We start from the raw sequence: 18,325 nt of genomic DNA, 5'->3' as shown, positions 1-18,325 counted from the left end.
TCAGGTGAATCAGCGGGGGCACTATGTCGATCATCTATCGCGAAGATTTCGAAACGGACGGGAACGGGACACGCTACACCACGTCGGTGCCCGAGTTCACCGATGGCAGCGGGGATTTCTTCACCCGCACTGATGGCAGCACGATCGGCTCGTTCTACTCGGTTACCGGGTTTTCCGGCGCCTATTACTTTGCCGTAATGGATACCAACGGCGAAGCGCCCTATGCCAGCACCGTCAGCCTGTCGATCGGCGGGATCGACATCGCGGGCTATTCCAGCATCGAGATTTCCGGCCTCTTTGCCGAGGATGACGACAGCACCAATCAGGATTGGGACGCGGATTCGCTGGTCTATGTCGAGGCGCAGGTCGACGGTGGCGGCTATGCCAAGGTGCTGCAATTCGCATCGGGCGGGTTCACCAATTCCGAACCGGGCCTCGATGCCGATTTCGACGGTACCGCCGACGGCCCCGCGCTGACCGCGACCTTCACCAACTATATCGCGGCCCTTGCCGGAACCGGTTCCGTGCTTGATCTGCGCGTCACCTTCGAAAACCTCGAAGCGGGTGACGAAGATATCTCGATCGACGACATCACCGTCAGCGGCACCGCCGCCTCGACCGATGTGACCGTTCTGGATGAAACCTTCGACGACGCCACCGGCTTTACCACCAGCACCGCCTTCTTCTCGGATGGCTATTACGATTACTTCGGCATCAGCGATGGCGCCAGCGGCGGCGATTTCGGCGGCGACCCGCAGCCGGGCGCGGATTTCACGGGCTACACCGGCACGACCGGGTCGTTCCTGACCGGGCAGGACCTTGACGGCGAAGGTGCCGCCCTGCCGATCACCGCGAGTTGGACCGGGCTTGATGTTTCCGGTCTGAGCAACCTGAGCTTCTCGGGCGAGTTCGCCGAACTGTTCGAAAACAGCGGCAATATCGACGCGGCCGATTACATCCGCGTCATCGCCGCGATCGACGGCGGGGCCGAGCAGACCGTGCTGGAATTCCGGGGCGCCGACTTCAGCTCTACCAGCGGGCCCTACAACGGCATCTTCCGCCTGGATACCGATGCCGACGGCATCGGCGACGGCACCGCGCTGACCAATGACATGACGGCCGTTCTGGCCAGCATCGCCGGTACCGGCAGCACGCTGGACCTGCGGCTCGAGCTCAGCGTCGATGCGGGCTATGAGGATTTCGCGCTGGATAACTTCAAGGTCGTCGGCACTTCGGGCGCCACGGTCAGCCCCGCCGTCATCGCCCGCACCGGCGACGGGCTGGCCGTGACCGAGGAAGGCGAAACCACCGACACGTTCACACTGGAACTGGCCACCAGCCCGGCCGCGCCGGTGACCGTCACCGTCACCGCGCCCGACGCGCAGACGCTGGTCAGCGCCGATGGCGTGACATTCGCCGCCAGCGCCGATGTGATCCTGTCGGACATGACACCGGCCACCGTGACCGTGCGGGCCGTGGACGACGCGATCGACGAGGCCGCGCCGCATCTGGGCGATCTGGCCTTCACCGTCGCCAGCGCCGACACCGATTACAACGGGCTGACCGTCGGCAATCTGAACGTCGCGATCGACGACAATGATTTCTCCATCACCCTGATTTCCGAAATTCAGGGGGCGGGCGCGGCCTCGGCCATGACCGGGCAGGAGGTTACGGTCGAAGGTGTCGTGACCGGGCTGATCACCGGCTCCAGCGGCGTGACCGGCTATTTCATCCAGGAAGAGGATGCCGACAGCGACGGTGACGCCGCCACCTCGGAAGGTGTGTTCGTTTACGCGCCGGGGGCCGCCGTGGCCGTGGGCGACAAGCTGCGCCTGACCGGCACCGTGGCCGAGTTCAGCAACCTGACCGAAATCACCAGCGTGTCTTACACCCAGGTGCTGGCCACCGGCGTGGCCCTGCCGACCGCCACGATGATCACCCTGGGCATGGGCCCGGATTTCGAAGCCTATGAGGGGATGCGGGTGGAGCTGGTCACCGGGTCCGCCGATCCGCTGACCGTGATCACCAATTTCAACCTCGACCGCTATGGCGAGGTTCAGGTTTCCGAAGGTGTGCAGACCACGCCCACCCAGATCCTCGATCCGAACACCCAGCAGGCCGAGATCGACGCGCTGACCACAGCGAACCTGACCAGCCGCCTGACCATCGACGACGGCTCGACCGCGCAGAACCCCGACACCTATACGCTGATCGATTCCGGCGACGGCACCCCGCTGACGGCGGGCGACCCGATCACCGCCGCCGGGCCGACGCTGCGCCTTGGCGCCGAGGTGAGCTCGGTCATCGGCGTGATGGATGAGCGTTACGGCGTCTACCGCATTCAGTCCGAAGGTCCGCTCGATACGGTGGACAGCACCAACGAAGGCGCCCGCCCGGCCACCGCGCCGGTCGTCGGCGGCGAGATGACGGTCGCCAGCTTCAACGTGCTGAACTACTTCACCACGCTGGATGACGGTTCGCTGACCGGCCCCAACGGCGATCTGGACCCGCGCGGCGCCACCACGGCCGCCGATCTGGTGCGCCAGACCGACAAGATCGTCGCCGCGCTGGTGGAGCTGGACGCCGACATCATCGGCCTGCAGGAGCTGGAGAATAACGGCTTCGGCACCGACAGCGCCATCGCCGCGCTGGTGGATGCGCTGAACACGGCGCTTGGCGCCAATGTCTACGGCTATGTCGATCCGGGCGTGCCCTTCGTGGGGACCGATGCGATCACCACCGGCATCATCTACAAGACCGCCGTTGTGGCGCCCGTCGGCGCGCAGGTTCTGACCTTTGCCGAGGATTCGGCGGCTGCGACCTATGCGCTGGTGGACACGATCCAGCAGCAGACCGGTACCAGCCCGGTTGGCGACTATCAGCGCAACCGCCCCAGCATCGCGGCGACCTTCGTCGATGCCGATGGCAGCGAGGTCACGGTGGTGGCCGATCACTTCAAGTCCAAAGGCTCCAGCGGTCTGGACACGCTTGTGTCCGACGCGATCGGCGCCGGCGTTTCGCAGACGCTGATCGACGCGCTGCTGGCCGATCCGAACTATGACAGCGGCGACGGCCAGGGCTTCTGGAACCAGGTGCGCGCGGATGCAGCGGCCGAGCTGACCGCCTGGCTGGCCACCAACCCGACCGGCGCCTCCGACCCGTCGAACATCGTGATCCTGGGCGATCTGAACGCCTATGCGATGGAGGACCCGGTTCAGACCATCGTCGGCGACGGCTACACCGATCTGGCCAGCGCCTACCCGGGCGATCAGGCCTATAGCTATGTCTTCGACGGGCAGCGCGGCACGCTCGATTACGGTCTGGCCAGCGGCGATATTCTGGACAATGTCACCGGCGTCGCCGAATGGCACATCAACGCCGATGAACCGGATCTGCTGAACTATTCCTCGCAATATTCGGATGTGTCTTTCTATAACGCCGATTTCTACGCGGCATCCGACCATGATCCGCTGGTTCTGGGCCTGACGCTGGATGACCCGACCGCGCTGGCGCGGATTGACTTCCTGTCGATCAGAAAACGCGATTATGCGGTCTATTCGGTTGACGGGGTCGAGGTGGATGAACAGCGCCTGCGCTATGTCCAGAAGTCGATCGACCTGCAGACCCCCGGCATCCAGATCGACGCGGCCGACGTCAACCTTGGTGCGGTCAAGCTGGCGATGATCGGCGACGGCCTCGGCGTGCGCTCGGCGCTGGGTGACCGGCCGATGAAACGGCAGGACGGCCGGACGCTCGACCAGGAGGAGACGGCAACCTTCAGCCTGACCGATGCCGGCGGCCTGGGTGACGCGCTGGAGGTGGAGTTCGAATTCGCCAATGTGAAGGGCTCGGGCGAGGTGGCGCTGGACTTCTATTCCAGCGGTGTTCTCGTCGACACGGCCCTGCTGAGCATTGCCAATGACGCGGTGTCCTATGATCTGATGGGCAACACGTCTTTCGATCAGGTCACGCTCGGGGTGACAGGCGATCTGGCGCTGGAAATTTCGGCGGTCGATTTCTATCGGCTCGAGACCGACACGTTCCTGTTCGGATGATGCGGGCGGGTCCGGCCAAAGGGCCGGGCCCCCATGCCGGTGGGTCGGTCAGTTCGCGATACCTTTGAGAAAGACCTGAAGCGCAAGTTCGAATCTCGCGGTGACGTATGCGTCGTTCGGCACGAAGCCGTTCGGATCAAGCAGCCGCTCGATCACGCTTTCGTACACCATGTCGCGTAAGAGCGCGGCCACGGCCCGGCTGTCGCAGGGGCCGATTTCGCCCTTGTCCACGGCGCGGTCAATCTCGACCTGAATGGTCGCGAGCAGCGCCTTCGGGCCTTCCTCGAGGAACGCCTTGGCAAGCTGCGGTTGCCTGAGCGCCTCGAAGATAATGACGCGCAACAGTTCGTTCGGCATTTCCCCGGACAGGTAAGTGGAGGCCGGAGAGAGCATGAGCCGCAGCCGCTCCACGAACGGAAGCTGCTTTTGCTGTTCTGACAAAGGCTGGGCAAAGGTCAGGCGAATGCGGCGGACACAAGCGGTGACCAGCTCTTCCTTGCTGCCGAATATGTCGTAGATCGTGCGTTTGGACATTCCGGCTTCGCGGGCGATGGCGGACATGGAGCTTCGGGCCATGCCGCGGCTGGCCATGACCCGCTCTGCCGCGTCCAGAATCAGTTTCTCACGCGCCTCGGGGTCCAGCTGGACGGGGCGGCCAGGGCGGCGGATGCCTTTTGTGCAAGCGCTCATTCTCGTTTCCATGTTGATCAGCGCACACAAAGTTTTTATGAGCGCGCAAAACTCGGCGCTTTACAAAACCGAGTGGTTTTCTTATTGCCATTAATATCAGCGACGATCAACGTTTTTAACCGTCTCAGGAGTCCGTCATGGTGCCTAGCCGCTCAGCGCTTAAATCGATCGTTCTTGCGGCCTCGTTGCTGTCGGGAATTCCGGCGGGCGTCGCCCTGGGCCAGGAGGATCGGCCACCGACCCCGGTCACGGTCGTGACGCTGGCCGAGCAGGATGTCACACTGACCTCGATTCTTCCGGGGCGTGTGGTGGCTTCGGGCGTTGCCGAGGTGCGCCCGCAGGTTGCGGGCATCATCACCGAACGCCTGTTCGAGGAAGGCAGCTTCGTTACCCAGGGGGACGAGCTTTATCGCATTGATCCGGCCAGCTACGAGGCGCAGGTGGCCGCGGCCACCGCCGCCGTCGCGCAGGCCGAAGCGACGCTGAGCTCCGCCCAGAAGGAAAGCGACCGGATGCAGGCACTGCTGGAGCGCAGGGTCGTCAGCCAGCAGAACCTTGATGACGCGAATGCCATCCGCGATGCCGCCGCCGCCGCCTTGCAGGTGGCGCAGGCGCAGCTTCTGGCGGCGAATATCGATCTTGACCGCACCACCATCCGCGCGCCGCTGACGGGCGAGGTGGGGCGCTCTTTGACTACGCGCGGCGCGCTGGTTACCGCCGGGCAGGCCGGGGCGCTTGCGGTGATCCGCCAGCTTGATCCGGTTTACGTTGACGTGACGCAATCGGCGGCCGAGCTGATCCGCTGGCGCCGGGGCGAAACCCAGGCCGAGCTTGGCAACGCCAACCGCACCGTGGTTCTGACTCTGGCCGACGGCGAACCCTATGAATTCACGGGGGAACTTACGGCCGCCGAGCCGCACGTGGACGAACAGACCGGGGTGGTTGTGCTGCGGCTGGAGTTTCCCAACCCGGACGAGCTGCTTTTGCCGGGCATGTATGTTCAGGTGGAAATGCCACAGGGGGTGATTGCCAATGCGGTGCTGGCACCGCAGGATGGCGTGACGCGTGACCGGCGCGGGCGCCCGATCGCGCTGGTCGTGAACGAGCAGAATGTCATCGAGGAGCGGACCCTGACGGTGGTGCGCAATATCGGCTCTGACTGGATCGTCAGCGCCGGGCTGGAAGACGGCGACCGGATTATCGTGGAGGGGTTGCAAATGGTGGGCGTGGGAATGACCGTTGTTCCCGAAGAACGGCAACCGACCCAAACGCAGACCGAGAACTGACCTCTAACCACAGAAAGCGCTCTTATGGCACGTTTCTTCATCGACAGGCCGGTTTTTGCTTGGGTCATTTCGATCATCATCATGGGGATCGGCGCGTTGTCGATCTTCAGCCTGCCGATCTCGCAATATCCGCCGATCGCGCCGCCGTCGGTGCGGATCAGCGCCGTCTACCCCGGCGCCTCGGCCGAGACGGTGGCGAACACGGTCACGCAGGTCATCGAACAGCAGATGACCGGGCTGGATGGCATGCGCTATATCAGTTCCAGTTCCACCTCGGCCGGCACCGCCCAGATCACCCTGACCTTCGAAACCGGGACGGACCCGGACATCGCGCAGGTCCAGGTTCAGAACAAACTTGCGCAGGCCACGCCGCTATTGCCGGAAACCGTACAGCGCCAGGGTGTCTCGGTTCAGAAAGCCACATCCAGCTTTTTGATGGTCATCGCGCTGATTTCGGACGATGGCACGCTCGAACAGGTGGATCTTTCGGATTATCTGAACACCAACCTCGTGGACGAGTTCAGCCGGATCGACGGTGTGGGCGGCGTTCAGGTGTTCGGCGCGCAATATGCCATGCGGATCTGGCTGGACCCGTCCAAGCTGGCGGCGTTCGAGCTGACACCGTCGGACGTGGTTGCGGCGGTGGCGTCGCAGAACGCCCAGATTTCGGCGGGGGCGTTCGGAACGCTACCGACGGTGGAAGGCCAGAAACTGAACGCGACGATCACGGCGCAATCGTTGCTGAGTACTCCGGATGATTTTGAACAGATCGTGCTGCGGGCCGAGACCGATGGCGGCCTTGTGCTGGTGAAAGACGTGGCGCGGGTAGAGATCGGCGCCGAGAACTACAACACGCTCGCGCGCTTCAACGGCAATCCTTCGTCGGGCATGGCGATCCAGCTTGCCACCGGCGCCAACGCGCTCGACACCGCGGAGCGCGTGAAGGAGCGGATCGAAGAATTCGCGGAGTTCTTCCCCGAGGGTGTCAGCTATGTGATCCCCTATGACACCACGCCTTTTGTCGAGATTTCGATCCACGAAGTGGTCAAGACGCTGTTCGAGGCGATCGTGCTGGTGTTCTTCGTGATGCTGCTGTTCCTGCAGAACCTCCGCGCCACGCTTATTCCGACGCTGGCGGTTCCCGTCGTGCTGCTTGGCACGTTCGGTATCCTGGCCGTCGCCGGGTTCACCATCAACACGCTGACCATGCTGGCGATGGTGCTGGCGATCGGCCTGCTGGTGGATGACGCCATCGTCGTGGTGGAAAACGTGGAACGTATCATGGAGGAGGAGGGGCTGGGCCCGAAAGAGGCCACCTATAAATCCATGGGCCAGATCACCGGAGCGCTGATCGGTATCGCGCTGGTGCTGTCGGCGGTGTTCGTGCCGATGGCGTTTTTCGGCGGGTCGACCGGGGTGATCTATCAGCAGTTCTCGATCACCATCGTCTCGGCCATGACGCTGTCTGTCGTGGTCGCCCTGACGCTGACACCGGCGCTGTGTGCCACGCTGCTGCGTCCGAAAGATGCCCATCACGGCAAGCGCGGCCCGTTCGGCTGGTTCAACACGGGCTTTGACAAGCTGCTCGGCGGGTATGCCGCCAGCGTCGGCTATATCATCACGCGCCCGGTCCGGATCGGGATACTTTATCTCGGCGTGATCGTCGCGATGGGCTGGCTGTATGTGAACACGCCCACGGGCTTTTTGCCGGATGAGGATCAGGGCATTCTTCTGACCCTGATCCAGGGGCCCACGGGCGCGACCATCGACAGGACCGTTGCCGTTGTCGAGCAGGTCGAGGCGCATTTTCACGATACCGAAGGGGATTCTGTGGAATCGACCTTTGGTGTGGGCGGCTTCAGCTTCGCCGGTCAGGGGCAGAACATGGGGCTGGCCTTCATCCGGCTGAAGGACTGGTCCGAGCGGGAGGACCCGGAGCAAAACGTTCAGGCGATTGCCGGCCGGGCCGCCGGGGCTTTCCAGCAAATCCGCGATGCAAGGGTCTTTCCGATCGTGCCACCGGCGGTGACCGAGCTTGGCAACGTCAGTGGCTTCGATTTCTACCTGCAGGCGCGTAACGGCCAGAGCCATGAACAGCTTCTGGAAGCCCGCAACATGCTGCTCGGGATGGCCTCGCAAAGCGAGCTTATCGGCTCGGCCCGCCCCAACGGGCTGGAGGATGCAGCGCAGTTCAACCTGAACATCGACTGGCGCGCGGCCGGGGCGATGGGGCTGTCGGCCACGGATGTCGGCAATCTTCTGTCGGTTGCGTGGGCCGGGCGGTATGTGAACGATTTCCTCGATCAGGGCCGGATCAAGCGCGTCTACGTTCAGGGCGAGGCCGACGCGCGGGCAACGCCGGCGGATATCGAACGCTGGTGGATCCGGAACAACAGCGGCGGCCTTGTGCCCTTCTCCAACTTCTCCGAAGGCGATTGGCAGTTCGGGCCGCAAGGTGTTGCTCGCTACAATGGTGTGCCCGCGATGCAGGTCCAGGGCACTCCGGCGGCGGGTGTGACAACCGGCGAGGCGATGGCGGAAATTGAACGGCTTGCAACGCAGCTTCCGCCCGGCTTTGCCCTTGCCTGGACCGGGCTGTCGCTGGAGGAACGCGAATCCGGCAATCAGGCACCGATGCTCTACGCCCTGTCGCTGGCTGCCGTGTTCCTGTGCCTTGCGGCGCTTTACGAAAGCTGGGCCATTCCCTTCGCGGTCATGATGGCCATGCCCACAGGCGTGCTGGGCGCGCTTATCGGCGCCAAGCTGGGCGGGTTTGAAAATGGTGTCTTCTTTCAGGTCGGCCTGCTGACCGTGGTCGGTCTGACCGGCAAGAACGCAATCCTTATCGTTGAATTCGCCAGGGAACGGGTGACTGCCGGCGAGTCGCTCTATGAGGCGGTGAAAACCGCCGCACGGCAGCGTTTCCGGCCGATCATCATGACGTCGATGGCCTTTTCGCTGGGTGTTTTCCCGCTGGTGATCAGCACCGGCGCGGGGGCCGGCGGGCGTAATGCGATCGGTGCCGGCGTGTTTTCCGGAACGATCACCGGAACGGTTCTGAGCGTTCTGTTCGTGCCGTTGTTCTTTGTGATGGTGCGCCGCTTGTTCCGCAACCTCGCCTGACATTTCGGGGCTGCCGGTGCGCTGGCGGCCCCGCTACACCCTGCCTGAATGCCCGAGCCGGGCACAGAGCCCTGGCCCGCTTCCGGCCTCCGAAAGCTGAATCGCGGCTGCCGAAAAATGCGGCTACACCGCACCGGAGAGCCAAGAATGCCAGCGATGTAGCGGCGAGCCGCGACAGAAACGCCCGCATTTCATTTCTTTGCAATCTGCAAATGGACAGTGCCCGGCGGCGCGTTAAAGTAGAATCAATTCAAGCTGTGAGGGTTCCGCAATGCAGATTGCCACAGCAGACCGACCCAGGAAATCCAGGAAACAGGGCGCGGCGGGCGCAGAGCGTATATCGCTCGATGTCGTGTATGAGTCTGCTAAGATACTGACCGGTGCAACCGATCCCATCAGCCAGATGGCATCCGTTCTGAACGTGCTGTCGTCTTTCATGGGGCTCAGGCATGGCGCGGTTGCCCTGCTGGCCGATCCGGACGCGGCCCATCCTTCCGCGAAGTCCAACCCCTATGTGATCGCAGCGACCAGCCTGACGACGGAGCTTCAGCCGCCATCCTGCGGGGCCATCCCCGAAGCCGTGGCCGCGCTTGTGTTTCGCACGGGCGTGGCAATGGTTTCGCAGGATGTGGTGGCGGAATTCGGCGCGGACGCGCTTCCGCCCAATGCGCGCGGTGACAAGATGGCGCTGTTCGCCGTGCCGATCCGCGAGCAGGCGAAATCGCCGCTGGTGCTGGGTGTGCTCTGTGTCTATCGGACGCTCGAAGAGCCTTCGACAAGCACGCTGGACAACGACCTGCGCGTGCTGACCATGATCGCCTCTTTGTTCGAGCAGTCGCTGCGGTTCCGCCGGCTTGTGGCGCGCGACCGGTCGCGGATCATGAACGAGGCGCGCAACGCGGTGAAGGCTGCGCAGGCGGGCGCCGGCAGCCAGACAACCCCGATCGACGGGATCATCGGCGACAGCCCCGAAATCGAAACCGTCATCGCCCGGATCCGCAAGGTCGCCAAGACCAGCGCGCCGGTTTTGCTGCGCGGCGAAAGCGGCACCGGCAAAGAGCTGTTCGCCCGTGCCATTCATGCCCTGAGCGAGCGCAAGGACAAGCCCTTCGTCAAGCTCAACTGCGCGGCGCTGAGCGAAACGCTTCTGGAAACGGAGCTGTTTGGCCATGAAAAGGGCTCTTTCACCGGCGCAATGGCGCAGAAGAAAGGGCGTTTCGAACTGGCCGATGGCGGCACGCTGTTCCTGGATGAAATCGGTGAGATCAGCCACGAGTTTCAGGCCAAGCTGCTGCGCGTGTTGCAGGAGGGCGAGTTCGAGAGGGTGGGGGGCACCAAGACGCTGCGCGTCGATGTGCGGATCGTCACCGCGACGAACCGCGACCTCGAGGATGCCGTTGCCAAGGGTGATTTCCGGGCCGATCTCTATTTCCGGATCTGCGTCATTCCGATCATGCTGCCACCGCTGCGCGACCGGCCGGGCGACATTCCGAAACTGGCGCAGAATTTCCTGGATCGGTTCAACCGCGAGAACAACCTGAGCCTGAGCTTTGCCGACGATGCGTTCGAAACGCTGTTTGCCTGCAAGTTCCCCGGAAATGTGCGCGAGCTGGAAAACTGCGTCAGCCGTGTGGCGGCGCTGGCGGCGGGGCCGGTGATTGCCGCGTCGGATATGGCCTGCCAGCAGGATGCCTGCCTGTCGGCCGAGCTGTGGCGGCTGCAAAGCGTCGACAGCTCGCCGATCGGCGGCTTGTCGGCCGGGCGGGTGGTGCGCCCGATCGTCAACCAGATGCCGCCGGCGACGGCACCGTCGAACTGCCCCGGCCAACCCCGCAAGACCGCCAACACAGAACGTGACGAGCTGATCGCCGCGATGGAACAGGCCGGCTGGGTGCAGGCCAAGGCGGCGCGGCTGATGGGCATGACCCCGCGCCAGATCGGGTATGCGCTGAAGAAGCACAATATCGACATCCGCAAATTCTGACCGGCTTTCCGCGGGGGCGGCGATGCCTGAGCGTGATTGTCGGGTTCCCTACCATCTGTCGGGGGGGCGACACTGACAGCACAGGGCGCGCGGCAAGTTCAGGCGATTTCAATGACTTAATACTTGGCACTCTGTTTGCTTCCTTAATCTCTGAACAGGGATCGAAAAGGAAGCAAGCCCATGACCGCCAATGTTATCTCGCTCGATGGTCTCAAGGTCGCGTCGCGCGACGACCTGTCGAAAGCCATCGAAGACAAGGGATGCGAAAGCTCCGCCTGCGGATCGTCCGATGGCCCTTCGGACATGGCCCCCGAAATCTGGGAGAAGGTGAAGGATCACCCCTGCTATTCGGAAGAGGCACATCACTATTTCGCCCGTATGCATGTGGCCGTCGCCCCGGCCTGCAACATCCAGTGCAACTATTGTAACCGCAAATACGATTGCGCCAACGAAAGCCGCCCCGGCGTGGTGTCCGAGCGGCTGGACCCCGAACAGGCGGCGCGCAAGGTGATCGCCGTGGCCAACGAGGTGCCGCAGCTTTCGGTGCTCGGCATCGCCGGGCCGGGCGACAGCGCCTATGACTGGCGCAAGACCAAAGAGACCTTCGATCTGGTCTACAAACAGCTTCCCGACATCAAGCTTTGCCTGTCGACCAATGGCTTGGCGCTGCCCGATCATGTCGATGATCTGCTCGAGATGAACATCGACCATGTGACGCTGACCATCAACATGATCGACCCGGAGGTGGGCACGAAGATCTATCCGTGGATCTTCTATCAGCACAAGCGCCACACCGGGCTCGAGGCCAGCAAGATCCTGCATGAACGCCAGATGCAAAGCCTCGACCTGCTGGCCGAGCGCGGGATTCTGGTGAAGGTCAATTCCGTCATGATCCCCGGGATCAATGACAAGCACCTGCTGGAGGTGAACAAGGTCGTCAAGGAAAAGGGCGCCTTCCTGCACAACATCATGCCGCTGATCTCTGCCCCCGAGCATGGCACGGTCTTCGGTCTGGAAGGTCAGCGCGGCCCGACCGCCGCCGAACTGAAGGAACTGCAGGATGCCTGTGCCGGGGGCGCCAACCTGATGCGCCATTGCCGCCAGTGCCGCGCCGATGCCGTCGGCCTGCTGGGCGAGGATCGCGGCCAGGAATTCACCATGGATCTGGTGCCCGAAGAGGTGAGCTATGATCCCGCCAAACGCGAGGCCTATCGGGAATGGGTTGCCGGTGAACGGATGGATCGCCGCGCCGCCGCCGAAGTGGCAAAGGGTGAAACCACCGCGACCGTGGCCGAGGACGCCAAGGCGATGCTGGTGGCCGTGGCCACCAAGGGCGGCGGCCGTATCAACCAGCATTTCGGCCATGCGACCGAATTCCAGGTCTTCGAGGTGGATGCCGATGGCGTGCGTTTCGTCACGCACCGCCGCGCCGACAATTACTGCGTCGGCGGCTACGGCGAGGATGACAAGCTGGATGAGGTGATCCGCACGCTGGAAGGTGTTCCGGTGATCCTGTGCGCCAAGATCGGCGACTGCCCGCGCGAGGCGCTGGAGGCCGCCGGAATCGAGGCGATCGACGATTACGCCTTCGACTATATCGAAACCGCCGTTTCGGCCGTGTTCCGCGCCCGCAACGGCCTGCCGGCCGAAGAGGCCGTCAGCGCCTGATCTGCCGACTGAAAAGGAGACTACCCATGAGCCTGAAAATCATCGTGTCGCAATGCACCGTCTGTGGCGCCTGTGAGTTCGAATGCCCCAACGCGGCGATCAAGTTCAAGAATGACACCTATGTCATCGATCCGGCGCTCTGCACCGAATGCGAAGGCAGCTATGACTCGCCGCAATGTGCCGAAGTCTGCCCGGTGCCCGACACCTGCGTTCCGGCCTGATCCGGCGATGCCCGAAGGTCCGGCACCGGTCGACTGGGAGGGCAGGCCCCTTGAGTGCGGGGCCTGCCGTTTCCGCGGCCGTCTGGATCTCGGGCAATGCGGGCAGGGCTGGGCCTGTGTGCATGACCGCTATGCCAAGCGGATCGAGCGGTTTTTCGTGCTGAACCCGGACCTGGCCGACGCGTGCCTGACCATGCCCTATTTCGAAACCCGGATGAACGCGGCGCGGGTGGCCACGCTGTTTCGCCTGCCCCGGCTTCTGAACGATGCCGATGCGGGGGTGCGGGCGATGGCCATCCTGCGCCTGCCGGTGACCCATGCCCGCCGGCGCATCAAGGATCCCGACCGGCGGGTGCGGATCGCGGTGGCGCATCGTCTGCCGCTGGAAAAGTTGCTGCCGATGCTGTCGGACCCCGACAGCTATGTCCGGCAGATCGCCACGCGCCGGGCCGATCCGGGAATGCTGCCGACCATGGTGCGCGACGAAGACCCCGAGATCCGCCGCATCGTCGCGCGGCGGATCGGCGAAAACTGGCTGGTGCATTTCGTCACCGACCCCGACCCGCTGGTGCGGCGCGAGGCGGCGGCGCGGATGCCCGCCGCCCGGCTGGGCGCCTATGCCCGGGACGATGACCTTCGGGTGCGCCACACCGTGGCCGAACGCGCCCCGCCCGATCTGGCACGGGCCCTGCTGGACGACCCCGAGGATGTGATCCGCGAAACCGCCGCCGAACGTCTGGCGCAATTGAAAGAGGTACCTGACGATGTCGACCGATGACCGCGAGATCGAGGTGTACAAGCCGCCCATCTACATGCCCGGCGCCAAGGTGCAGTCGAAAAAGAACATCCGCAACGACGGCACCATGATGGGCAAGGAGATTGGCGAGGTTGTCGTGAAAAAGGGCGATATCGGCTATGTGCGCGATATCGGCGTCTATCTTCAGCAGTTCTATATCTACGCGGTTGAATTCGTGGATCGCAACTCGATCGTCGGCATGCGCGGGCGCGAACTGATCGACCTGGAAAACCCGGAGGCCCGGCCATGAAGGTGATGATCCGCGAAACCGCCAAGGGCACCGAGGTTTACGTGCCCAAGAAGGATCTTGAGGAAATGATCGTCGAGACCGAGAGCCCCGCCCTCTGGGGCGGCTGGGCGCGCCTGTCGAACGGATGGGTGCTGGAACTGCCGGCCTTCGACGAAGCCCCGAAACTTCCGATCACGATAGAGGCCAGACGTCTGGCCAATGCAGAGGATTGAGCGATGAGCGATCAGATGACAGCGCTGCAAGAGGCCATCGAACAGGTCGAAGCCGGGCGCATGGTGCCCTATCTCGGCCCGGGGGTCGTGGCGCTTTCCGATACCGCCGCGCCAACCTCGCCCGATGCGCTTTGCGCGCTGGTCGAGGCCGAGGTGCGGGTGCCCAAGCGGGCGTCAGGCAATCTGTGGTCGGCGGCGCAATATGTCGAGAGCCGCAAGTTCCGCGCCACCCTGAACGACATCGTCGAACGGGCCTTCGCGGTGGGGCAGGCGGGCGACAACCCCGTGCATGGCTGGCTGGCCGGTCTGCGCCCCCCGATGGTCGTCGATGCATGGTATGACGACGGGCTGATCAACGCTTATGGCGCGCAGTCGAAGGATTGGGGCTGGGTTCAGGGCGTCAGCCGCAATGGCGAATGGATCGAGATCTGGACGCGGGCCTATAATTCGGCGGCCGAGGAGCGCCCCGAAGGCGCCGACCCGGCCTGGCCGTCGCTGATCTACAAGCCGCACGGGCTGGCGCGCAAGGGGTCGAGCTTTCTGATGTCCGACAGCGATTATGTCGAGGTGCTGACAGAGATCGACATTCAGACGCCGATCCCCGAAGAGGTGCGCGCCCGGCGCACCGGCCGCGGGTTTCTGTTTCTGGGCTGCCGGTTCGACGACCAGATGCTGCGGATCTTCGCGCGGCAGATCGTCAAACGCTCCGGCGGCAACCATGTCGCGGTGATCGAGGGGCCGCTGACCCGGATGGAGCAACGCTTTCTCGACGAGCTGGAGATCACCCGGCTCGACCTGCCGCTGTCGGCGGTTGCCGACGTGCTGGCGCTGGCGCCGGCCTGATAAGCGGCGGGCGCGGAAGAAGGGGCGGTGTGTTCCGACCGGGCAGAGCCTGATGACACGCGTCTGCAGCGCGCGCTTGTCGCGCTGCAGGGCGCGCGCCGGGCGCGGTCCGCGCCCGAGGTGGCGGAAGAGGCGCTGCGACAGGCCCTGTCGATCGCGCCCGATCATTTCGAGGTTCAACTCGCCGCCTACCGTTTCTATTTCTACAATCACCGCTATGCGGATGCGGTCGGCTTTGGCGAGGTGCTTCTTGAAACCGCCGCCCGCCGCCTGAACATTTCCACCGACTGGCGCCGTGTCCACCCCGGTGACGCCGCCTTTGCCGACATCGGTTTTGCGCCCGGCCTGTATCTGCAGGCGCTGACCGCCTGCGGCTATTGCCACCTGCGGCTGGGGCAGATGCAAACCGGGCGCGCGATGATGGAACAGGCCGCCGCGCTGGACCCGACCGGCCGTTTTGGCGCCAATGGCATCCTGGCCTGTCTTGACGCGCCCGAGGATTGCTGACCGGCGCCGCGCCGGCGCTCTTTCCCACAGATCCCCGACACGGAACGGTACAAAATTGTCGGGTTCGTCACACAGAGGTGAAGTCATGGAATTTCGGCCAAATATTTGATATTGGCGGATATTTTGGAAAATTTGAACTTGGCACGCTTACTGCTTCCTTAAAGGGGGAGAGCGGCGACCACGCCTTTCTCGTGACACATTACAGACCTGCAAAGGAAACACAGATGAGCGAACTCCGGCAGATCGCCTTTTATGGCAAGGGGGGGATCGGGAAATCGACCACCTCTCAGAACACGCTCGCGGCACTTGTCGAGATGGGTCAGAAGATCCTGATCGTCGGCTGCGACCCCAAGGCAGACTCCACCCGCCTGATCCTGAACGCCAAGGCGCAGGATACGGTGCTTCACCTGGCCGCGGAAATGGGCTCGGTCGAGGATCTGGAACTCGAGGATGTGCTGAAAACCGGCTACCGGGATATCAAATGCGTTGAATCCGGTGGCCCCGAGCCGGGCGTCGGCTGCGCTGGCCGCGGCGTGATCACCTCGATCAACTTCCTGGAAGAAAACGGTGCCTATGACGATGTGGACTACGTGTCCTACGACGTTCTGGGCGACGTTGTCTGCGGCGGCTTCGCGATGCCGATCCGCGAGAACAAGGCCCAGGAAATCTACATCGTCATGTCCGGCGAGATGATGGCGCTTTATGCCGCCAACAATATCGCCAAGGGCATTCTGAAATACGCGAACTCCGGCGGTGTGCGCCTGGGCGGCCTGATCTGCAACGAGCGTCAGACCGACAAGGAACTGGAACTGGCCGAGGCCATGGCCGCCAAGCTGGGCTCCAAGCTGATCCATTTCGTGCCGCGCGACAATATCGTTCAGCACGCCGAGCTGCGCCGCCAGACGGTGATCGAATACGCACCCGAAAGCAAGCAGGCCGCCGAATACCGCGAACTGGCCCAGAAGATCCACAACAACTCGGGCAAGGGCGTCATCCCGACCCCGATCACCATGGACGAGCTGGAAGAGATGCTGATGGATTTCGGCATCATGCAGTCCGAGGAAGAGCGCCTCGCGGCCATCGCCGAAACCGAAGCCGCCAACGCCTGATCAATACGGGGCCGGCCCGGTGGCCGGCCCCCAACCCACGCGAAGAGGAGCCTGCCAGATGGCCAAAGACTATACAAACGACGCGGAGAGCCACGAAAAGCTCATCGAGGAGGTCCTCGCCGCGTATCCCGACAAGGCGAAGAAAAAGCGCCAGAAGCACCTCGGTGTCGCCCAGCCGGGCGAAGAGGGCGAAACCGAAATCGCATCGAAATGCGACACGGTGAAATCCAACATCAAATCGATCCCCGGTGTGATGACCATCCGCGGCTGTGCCTATGCCGGGTCCAAGGGGGTGGTCTGGGGGCCGGTCAAGGACATGGTTCACATCAGCCACGGCCCGGTTGGCTGTGGCCAGTATTCCTGGTCTCAGCGCCGCAACTATTACATCGGTAACACTGGTGTCGACAGCTTCGTGACGATGCAGTTCACAACCGATTTCCAGGAAAAGGACATCGTGTTCGGCGGCGACAAGAAGCTGGGCAAGACGATTGACGAGATCGAAACACTTTTCCCGCTGAACAACGGCACCACGATCCAGTCGGAATGCCCGATCGGCCTGATCGGCGACGATATCGAGGCGGTGGCGCGCGAGAAGAACAAGCAGCATGAAAAGACCATGGTGCCGGTACGCTGCGAAGGGTTCCGCGGCGTGTCGCAGTCGCTCGGTCACCACATCGCCAATGACGCGGTGCGCGACTGGGTGTTCGAAAAGGGCGAAGGCGCCGGCGCCGGGTATGAAACCGGGCCCTATGACGTGAACGTCATCGGCGATTACAACATCGGCGGCGATGCCTGGGCCAGCCGTATCCTGCTCGAGGAGATGGGCCTGAACGTGGTCGGCAACTGGTCGGGCGACGCAACCCTGGCCGAGATCGAGCGCGCGCCGAAGGCCCGGCTGAACCTGATCCACTGCTACCGGTCGATGAACTACATCTGCCGCTACATGGAGGAGAAATACGGCGTCGGCTGGATGGAATACAACTTCTTCGGCCCCAGCCAGATCGCGGCCAGCCTGCGCGCCATCGCCAAGAACTTCGACGAGACGATCCAGGAAAACGCCGAAAAGGTGATCGCCAAGTATCAGCCGCTGGTCGATGACGTGATCAACCGGTTCCGTCCCCGGCTCGAGGGGAAATCCGTGATGCTCTATGTCGGTGGTCTGCGCCCCCGCCACGTGGTCACGGCCTATGAGGATCTGGGCATGCAGATCGCCGGCACCGGCTATGAGTTTGGCCATGGCGACGATTACAAGCGGACCGGCCATTACGTGAAGGAAGGCACGCTGATCTATGATGACGTCACCGGCTATGAGCTGGAGAAGTTCATCGAACAGATCCGCCCCGATCTCGTCGGCTCTGGCATCAAGGAAAAATACCCGGTGCAGAAGATGGGCATCCCGTTCCGCCAGATGCACAGCTGGGATTATTCGGGCCCGTATCACGGCTATGACGGTTTCGCGATCTTCGCCCGTGACATGGATCTGGCCATCAACAACCCCGTCTGGGGCATGTTCGACGCCCCGTGGACCAAGGCCGCCTGACCCGGCCCTGATCCCGCCCCGGATGGACGGGCGCCCCGGCC

At 63.4% G+C, this 18,325-nt stretch carries 14 protein-coding genes; 13 read left to right on the top strand and 1 reads right to left on the bottom strand.

Annotation, left to right across the window (positions count from 1 at the left end):
- Positions 1-23: 23 nt before the first annotated feature.
- Complete coding sequence (locus GGR17_RS02495; protein ID WP_054538225.1) at positions 24-4,055, top strand: ExeM/NucH family extracellular endonuclease; 4,032 nt, start codon at positions 24-26, stop codon at positions 4,053-4,055.
- 48 nt (positions 4,056-4,103) lie between these two features.
- Here the strand turns inward: GGR17_RS02495 and GGR17_RS02490 are convergent, their stop codons facing one another.
- Entirely contained in the window at positions 4,104-4,745 is a 642-nt protein-coding gene (locus GGR17_RS02490) for a TetR/AcrR family transcriptional regulator (protein WP_054538226.1), read from the bottom strand.
- 137 nt (positions 4,746-4,882) lie between these two features.
- On the opposite strand from GGR17_RS02490, the gene GGR17_RS02485 reads away from it, so the two are divergent.
- The 12 genes from GGR17_RS02485 to nifD all read left to right on the top strand — a co-directional run bounded on the left by GGR17_RS02485 (position 4,883) and on the right by nifD (position 18,284).
- Positions 4,883-6,031 carry an efflux RND transporter periplasmic adaptor subunit gene (locus GGR17_RS02485; RefSeq protein ID WP_054538227.1) on the top strand — a complete coding sequence of 383 codons (1,149 nt, stop codon included), beginning with the start codon at positions 4,883-4,885 and terminating at the stop codon, positions 6,029-6,031.
- A gap of 24 nt (positions 6,032-6,055) precedes the next feature.
- The gene (locus GGR17_RS02480) at positions 6,056-9,154 is read left to right on the top strand and encodes an efflux RND transporter permease subunit (protein WP_054538228.1); all 3,099 of its coding nucleotides are present in this window, start codon (positions 6,056-6,058) and stop codon (positions 9,152-9,154) included.
- 271 nt (positions 9,155-9,425) lie between these two features.
- Positions 9,426-11,138, top strand: coding sequence for a nif-specific transcriptional activator NifA (gene nifA / locus GGR17_RS02475; protein WP_054538229.1), 1,713 nt, complete (start codon positions 9,426-9,428; stop codon positions 11,136-11,138).
- A 180-nt stretch (positions 11,139-11,318) separates the two neighbouring features.
- Positions 11,319-12,806 (top strand): nitrogenase cofactor biosynthesis protein NifB, encoded by a 1,488-nt coding sequence (nifB, locus tag GGR17_RS02470; protein ID WP_054538230.1) that lies wholly within the window; start codon positions 11,319-11,321, stop codon positions 12,804-12,806.
- A 26-nt stretch (positions 12,807-12,832) separates the two neighbouring features.
- Positions 12,833-13,027, top strand: a complete 195-nt coding sequence (locus GGR17_RS02465; protein WP_037205978.1) for a 4Fe-4S binding protein — start codon at positions 12,833-12,835, stop codon at positions 13,025-13,027.
- Between the two features lie 7 nt (positions 13,028-13,034).
- Positions 13,035-13,805, top strand: a complete 771-nt coding sequence (locus GGR17_RS02460; protein WP_054538231.1) for a 4Fe4S-binding leucine-rich repeat protein — start codon at positions 13,035-13,037, stop codon at positions 13,803-13,805.
- Positions 13,792-14,073 (top strand): nitrogen fixation protein NifZ, encoded by a 282-nt coding sequence (locus tag GGR17_RS02455; RefSeq protein ID WP_037205985.1) that lies wholly within the window; start codon positions 13,792-13,794, stop codon positions 14,071-14,073. The genes GGR17_RS02460 and GGR17_RS02455 overlap by 14 nt, the downstream gene beginning before the upstream one ends.
- Positions 14,070-14,285, top strand: coding sequence for a putative nitrogen fixation protein NifT (gene nifT, locus GGR17_RS02450; protein WP_037205987.1), 216 nt, complete (start codon positions 14,070-14,072; stop codon positions 14,283-14,285). The genes GGR17_RS02455 and nifT overlap by 4 nt, the downstream gene beginning before the upstream one ends.
- Positions 14,286-14,288: 3 nt before the next feature.
- Complete coding sequence (locus tag GGR17_RS02445) at positions 14,289-15,128, top strand: SIR2 family NAD-dependent protein deacylase (protein ID WP_054538232.1); 840 nt, start codon at positions 14,289-14,291, stop codon at positions 15,126-15,128.
- Between the two features lie 27 nt (positions 15,129-15,155).
- Entirely contained in the window at positions 15,156-15,635 is a 480-nt protein-coding gene (locus GGR17_RS02440) for a hypothetical protein (protein WP_054538233.1), read from the top strand.
- A gap of 224 nt (positions 15,636-15,859) precedes the next feature.
- Positions 15,860-16,744, top strand: a complete 885-nt coding sequence (nifH, locus tag GGR17_RS02435; RefSeq protein ID WP_054538234.1) for a nitrogenase iron protein — start codon at positions 15,860-15,862, stop codon at positions 16,742-16,744.
- Positions 16,745-16,802: 58 nt separating this feature from the next.
- Positions 16,803-18,284, top strand: coding sequence for a nitrogenase molybdenum-iron protein alpha chain (gene nifD / locus GGR17_RS02430; RefSeq protein WP_054538235.1), 1,482 nt, complete (start codon positions 16,803-16,805; stop codon positions 18,282-18,284).
- Positions 18,285-18,325: the final 41 nt, after the last annotated feature.

Origin of the sequence: Actibacterium naphthalenivorans (assembly GCF_014196965.1) — a bacterium.
Lineage (GTDB): Bacteria > Pseudomonadota > Alphaproteobacteria > Rhodobacterales > Rhodobacteraceae > Actibacterium_A > Actibacterium_A naphthalenivorans.
Note: the sequence above shows the minus strand (reverse complement) of the source record. Positions and strands in the feature narration are given on the sequence as shown.

Bases quoted from the DNA above. Each gene is read 5' to 3' on its own strand.
- GGR17_RS02495 (WP_054538225.1), top strand. From the start codon at position 24: ATGTCGATCATCTATCGCGAAGATTTCGAAACGGACGGGAACGGGACA.
- GGR17_RS02490 (WP_054538226.1), bottom strand. From the start codon at position 4,745: ATGAGCGCTTGCACAAAAGGCATCCGCCGCCCTGGCCGCCCCGTCCAG.
- GGR17_RS02485 (WP_054538227.1), top strand. From the start codon at position 4,883: ATGGTGCCTAGCCGCTCAGCGCTTAAATCGATCGTTCTTGCGGCCTCG.
- GGR17_RS02480 (WP_054538228.1), top strand. From the start codon at position 6,056: ATGGCACGTTTCTTCATCGACAGGCCGGTTTTTGCTTGGGTCATTTCG.
- nifA (WP_054538229.1), top strand. From the start codon at position 9,426: ATGCAGATTGCCACAGCAGACCGACCCAGGAAATCCAGGAAACAGGGC.
- nifB (WP_054538230.1), top strand. From the start codon at position 11,319: ATGACCGCCAATGTTATCTCGCTCGATGGTCTCAAGGTCGCGTCGCGC.
- GGR17_RS02465 (WP_037205978.1), top strand. From the start codon at position 12,833: ATGAGCCTGAAAATCATCGTGTCGCAATGCACCGTCTGTGGCGCCTGT.
- GGR17_RS02460 (WP_054538231.1), top strand. From the start codon at position 13,035: ATGCCCGAAGGTCCGGCACCGGTCGACTGGGAGGGCAGGCCCCTTGAG.
- GGR17_RS02455 (WP_037205985.1), top strand. From the start codon at position 13,792: ATGTCGACCGATGACCGCGAGATCGAGGTGTACAAGCCGCCCATCTAC.
- nifT (WP_037205987.1), top strand. From the start codon at position 14,070: ATGAAGGTGATGATCCGCGAAACCGCCAAGGGCACCGAGGTTTACGTG.
- GGR17_RS02445 (WP_054538232.1), top strand. From the start codon at position 14,289: ATGAGCGATCAGATGACAGCGCTGCAAGAGGCCATCGAACAGGTCGAA.
- nifH (WP_054538234.1), top strand. From the start codon at position 15,860: ATGAGCGAACTCCGGCAGATCGCCTTTTATGGCAAGGGGGGGATCGGG.
- nifD (WP_054538235.1), top strand. From the start codon at position 16,803: ATGGCCAAAGACTATACAAACGACGCGGAGAGCCACGAAAAGCTCATC.